We start from the raw sequence: 4,132 nt of genomic DNA on the forward strand, positions 1-4,132 counted from the left end.
TGCAGCCTTGGTCGCGGGCGGTGAGGGCTTGGCGTTGGGCGGGGGTGAAGAGCCGGGTTTTGCGGCCGAGGTCCAGGATTTCGCCGTGGGTGCCGAGGAGGGCGGGGATGATGTCGGCGTCGCAGGCAATTTTGCGGATTGTGGCAGCGGCGACGGGGCCGGTGAAGGCGAAGTTCCCCGTGCCGGTGCCGGTGGCCTTACCGCTGGGGTGTGTGGGGTGGGGGAGGAGGTCCTGGTAGTTGATGGTGGCGATGATTTGGGGGCGGTTGCCGCCGGTGGCGGGCAGGGTGTTGGTGGCCAGGGCGGTTTTGACGGCGCCGATGATTCCCTCGAGCTGTTTCTGCGGCCGGGTGCGGCGGTCCAGGTCCAGGTCGCCGTCCCGCCAGGGATCAGTACCAGTACCAGCACCAGCGGCACCCGGACCAGCACCAGTGGCACCGGTGCCAGCACCGGTGCCGGTGGGTGGGGTGGTGCGGGGGTTGGTGGCTGTGTTCATGACGGTGAGGAGGTGTTCGTACTGGTCGGTGGTGGCGAAGATTTCGATGTGGTGCAGGCCGTGGCGGGGTTTGCGGATGAAGGCGCCTTGGGTATGGCGGAGGGCTTCTTCGCTGGGTTTGGGTTCGGTGCCGTCGGCGTCGATGGTGTCGGCCCAGCGGCGGGCGACGCGGGCGAGGAAGTCCGGGTCGGCGGTGGCGGCTGTGGTGGTGAGGTTTTCCTCGATCAGCTCCAACCGCTCCGGTGTGACGAGGTGGCCGAGCCGGTTCAGGGTCAGCGCGATGATGGTCCCGGCCCGTGATGAAACAGCAGGGCTGGTAGCGGCCTGGCTGTTCGTGGCCTGGCTGGTAGTGGCGGTGTCCTTGCCCCCGTCCTCGGTGGTGTTCTCGGTGTCCGCTGTGTCCTGGAGGTTGCCGGCGGGTGCGGCTGCGGGTGTGAGGGCGGCGGCGAGGTGTCCGCGGGTGGCCGGGATGCTGTCGCCGGTTAGGGTAGTTGCTGGCAGGATGTCCGCTGCGAGGGCGAGCCTGCGGTGGGCTTCGCTCTTGCCGATCCGCAGCCGGAGCCGCAGGAACTCTGCTGTGTTCGCGCACCCGTCATCAGCCGGCGAGGTGATCACCCGGGCGGGGCTGTCCGACTCGATATGCGTCCGCGCGCCTCTTGCCGCTGACTCGCTGGCCAGTGAACCCTTGACCGCTGGACCGTCGGCTGCTGACCCGCTGACTGCTGAACTGTTGAGTCCAGAGTCTCCTGGCCAGGCGGTGTCGGTTTCGTTCAGGGTTTCCACGCCGTTGTCCCAGCCGGTGACCCAGCCCTTGCCCGTCCGGGAGCGGCTGGCCCGGGCGGCGTCCGCCGCGGCAATGGCCTGCGTGCGTGTACGGTCCACCGTCCCGGCGGCCAGGACCTGCAGGTACTCCACGGACCGGGAGAGGTCCTCGACCTGCCCGGCATAATCGGCGGCCTCGACGTAGTCAGCGCCCGCGAGAATCCTGGGGGCAGCAGCCGCGGCAGCAGCAAGGAGTCCGCTGATCTCGCTCAGGCCAAGCGGCTGACCAGTAGCACTGGACGGGGTCCCGGCCGGAAGCGACTCCGATGCATGCCCCGCCACAGGAAGGGGCTCAGCCACGTCAGCCAGGGGCAAGCCGGGAACGGCACGCAGCCGGCCCGCAGAACCCAGGCCGGGATCGCCGTCGGACACCTTAGAACCACGGGAGGCAACGCTGCCAGCCCGCGTCAGTACGGCGGTAGAACCGCCGTACTCCGCAAGCTGATCCCCATTGGCTTCCATAGGACAACTCTGCCAAAGACCACTGACAAAAGGGCCGGCCAAAGCAGCTATGTGGATAAACCGGGCCGGTACGGGATACGCAGGATTTTCAGCCTGATCGAGAGAGCCAGGACGCACTATCGGTGGGCCAAACGCCGCTGGCCGCCGCGTCCCCCAAGGATCGCGACGGCCAGCAAAGCCATTCAGTTGTAGCACATCAGCGATGCGGCCTCATGTCACAAAGGAGGACAAGGGGAACCGCCGCGAAATGGGCAGGCGCGTGACTACGCTTTGGAATCCGGCTCGTCGCTGGTGGTTCCCAGGTTGTGCGTCTCGGGGTGCGTGCTGTGGGCAGGGATGTGGTCCTCACCGAGCTCCGCGTCGCTGAGCGTTCCGGACGCCCCCGCGGCGCCGGTCGTGCCGGGTGTACCAGTTGTGCCGGCTGTCCCCAAGGTGGCCGATGTCCCGAGCGTATCCGTCGTAGCGGCCGTGCCGGTAGCGCCAAAACCGCCGGAGGTCCCGGTAGTCCCAGCCGTGCCAGTGGAGGTGCCCGATGTCGCGGCGTCGCCGGACGTAGAGGACTTGCTGTCCCCGGACGAGCCGTCACGGTGCATCGCGGAGCCGATGACGGTGCCTGCACGGCGGGCCGCCTCAGTCAGCTGGTCCGCAACTTCCGGGGCTTTCTCCTTGATGGCCTCAGTGGCCACAGAGACCTTGTCCTGGACAGGCTTGCTGTCCCAGATACCGGCAGCGCGGGCCTTGAGTTTGTCGTAGGCTGCCCGGCCGGACCGCGACCCAAGAACGTACCCGGCGGCGATTCCGACGCCCAAAAGAAGTTTGTTTTTCATGATGAACTCCTGCTCCGTGAGAAGGTTTCAGTTCCGGCCAGAGAGGCCGGAGATAGGGAAAACCGGCCAGGGGATGTTGTCCCCAGACCGGTTTTCCTGGCTAGCGCGCCAGTTAGCTGCGCACGCCGCGCTTGGTGATCATGCCGTACACCAGCAGCACGATGAGCGCGCCGCCGATGGCCAGCAGCCACGTCTGCAGGGAGAAGAACTCCTGCAGTCCGCTGCCGAAGATCATTCCGCCGATCCAGCCGCCGAGGAGTGCTCCAACGACGCCCAGGACGAGGGTGATGATCCAGCCGCCACCCTGCCGGCCCGGGAGGATCGCCTTAGCGATCGCACCAGCAATAAGTCCGAGAATCAGAAATGCAATAAATCCCATTTTTCGTTCCTCTTCCTAAGTAAAGGAGGCCTCCGGATCCCGGAAGCACTTCATCCTTCTGCCTCAATAGTAATCATGCTTACTATCTATTTGCCAACCCCGTTTCCGAGAAAAACCGCATTTCAGGGCTGATTAGTGGCCGGTGACGTCCGAATCGTTGCCCGCTTGGGGACCCTCGTCGAGGATGGCCAATTCCGCTAGATCCTGCGCATCCAGGGCGAAATCAAAGATGTCCAGGTTCTCCCGCATCCGCTCCGGGTTCGCCGTTTTGGGAACTGTGACAATTCCGTTTTGGACATGCCACCGAAGGACCAGTTGGCCGGGCGTTTTGCCATGCTTTTCTGCCAGTTGCGACAAAATGGGGGCGCCCAGCAGGCCGGCGCCGTCCCCTCCCAGCGGGCTGTAGGACTGGGTCACAATCCCATGCTTCTCATGGAACTCGCGTTCTGCCGTCCGGGTGATGGCAGGGTTCAACTGGATCTGGTTCACCGCGGGCACTACCTCTGTCTCTGCCATCAGCCGCTCCAGGTGGGCGGGCTTGAAGTTGGACACCCCGATGGAGCGGACCTTGCCCTCCGCCTGCAGCCGCTCGAAGGTTTTCCAGGTGGAGACGTATTCCTCGCGCTGGGGAAGCGGCCAATGGATCAGGAACAGGTCCACGTAATCGAGCCCCAGACGCTTCAGCGCCCCGTCCAGCCCTTCAGCTGCACGGTCGCTGCCTTGGAATTGGCCATCCACCTTGGTGGTGATGAACAACTCCTCCCGGGCTACCCCGCTGGCCCGGATACCGTTGCCCACACCCCGTTCGTTGCCGTACTTCACGGCCGTGTCGATGTGCCTGTACCCGGCTTCCAAGGCCTGTACGACGGCGGTGGCCGCCTGATCGTCGTCCAGCGGCCAGGTGCCGAGACCCACCTGGGGAATGGAGTAACCGTCGTTGAGTTTGATCAGCGGTGCAAGTGTCATTGCAACAGTCTCTCCCTTATGTGGTGCCCGTCCTAATACGAAAGTAGGGTTCCTCAGGCTGCGGTGGCCGGGGTGATGGTGACACTGAAGCCGAGGCTGTTGAGCTTCTTGATGGCGTTGTTCTTGGCTTTGATCGGGTCCAGGCGGGTGAAGTGGTCGGCGCCGGGATCGGCGTAGCAT

The 4,132-nt window shown here is 65.0% G+C and carries 5 protein-coding genes; 1 reads left to right on the forward strand and 4 read right to left on the reverse strand.

From position 1 onward, the window contains the following. From M8J71_RS18885 to M8J71_RS18900, 4 genes are all read right to left on the reverse strand, one after another. On the reverse strand, positions 1-1,780 hold a 1,780-nt coding region (locus M8J71_RS18885), incomplete at its 3' end, for a DUF222 domain-containing protein (protein ID WP_256249343.1). A gap of 263 nt (positions 1,781-2,043) precedes the next feature. After that, on the reverse strand, positions 2,044-2,607 hold the full coding sequence (locus M8J71_RS18890; RefSeq protein WP_256249344.1) for a hypothetical protein: 564 nt from the start codon (positions 2,605-2,607) through the stop codon (positions 2,044-2,046). Between the two features lie 112 nt (positions 2,608-2,719). Continuing rightward, positions 2,720-2,986, reverse strand: coding sequence for a GlsB/YeaQ/YmgE family stress response membrane protein (locus M8J71_RS18895; protein WP_163161485.1), 267 nt, complete (start codon positions 2,984-2,986; stop codon positions 2,720-2,722). A 132-nt stretch (positions 2,987-3,118) separates the two neighbouring features. Then, a complete protein-coding gene (locus tag M8J71_RS18900) occupies positions 3,119-3,952 on the reverse strand; it encodes an aldo/keto reductase (RefSeq protein WP_256249345.1) in 834 nt (277 codons plus the stop codon). A gap of 63 nt (positions 3,953-4,015) precedes the next feature. On the opposite strand from M8J71_RS18900, the gene M8J71_RS23700 reads away from it, so the two are divergent. After that, positions 4,016-4,129, forward strand: coding sequence for a DUF3096 domain-containing protein (locus tag M8J71_RS23700; RefSeq protein WP_374114868.1), 114 nt, complete (start codon positions 4,016-4,018; stop codon positions 4,127-4,129). Positions 4,130-4,132: the final 3 nt, after the last annotated feature.

This window comes from Pseudarthrobacter sp. R1 (genome assembly GCF_024494415.1).
Lineage (GTDB): Bacteria > Actinomycetota > Actinomycetes > Actinomycetales > Micrococcaceae > Arthrobacter.

Coding starts and splice junctions, on each gene's coding strand:
- M8J71_RS18895 (WP_163161485.1), bottom strand. CDS start 2,986: ATGGGATTTATTGCATTTCTGATTCTCGGACTTATTGCTGGTGCGATC.
- M8J71_RS18890 (WP_256249344.1), bottom strand. CDS start 2,607: ATGAAAAACAAACTTCTTTTGGGCGTCGGAATCGCCGCCGGGTACGTT.
- M8J71_RS18900 (WP_256249345.1), bottom strand. CDS start 3,952: ATGACACTTGCACCGCTGATCAAACTCAACGACGGTTACTCCATTCCC.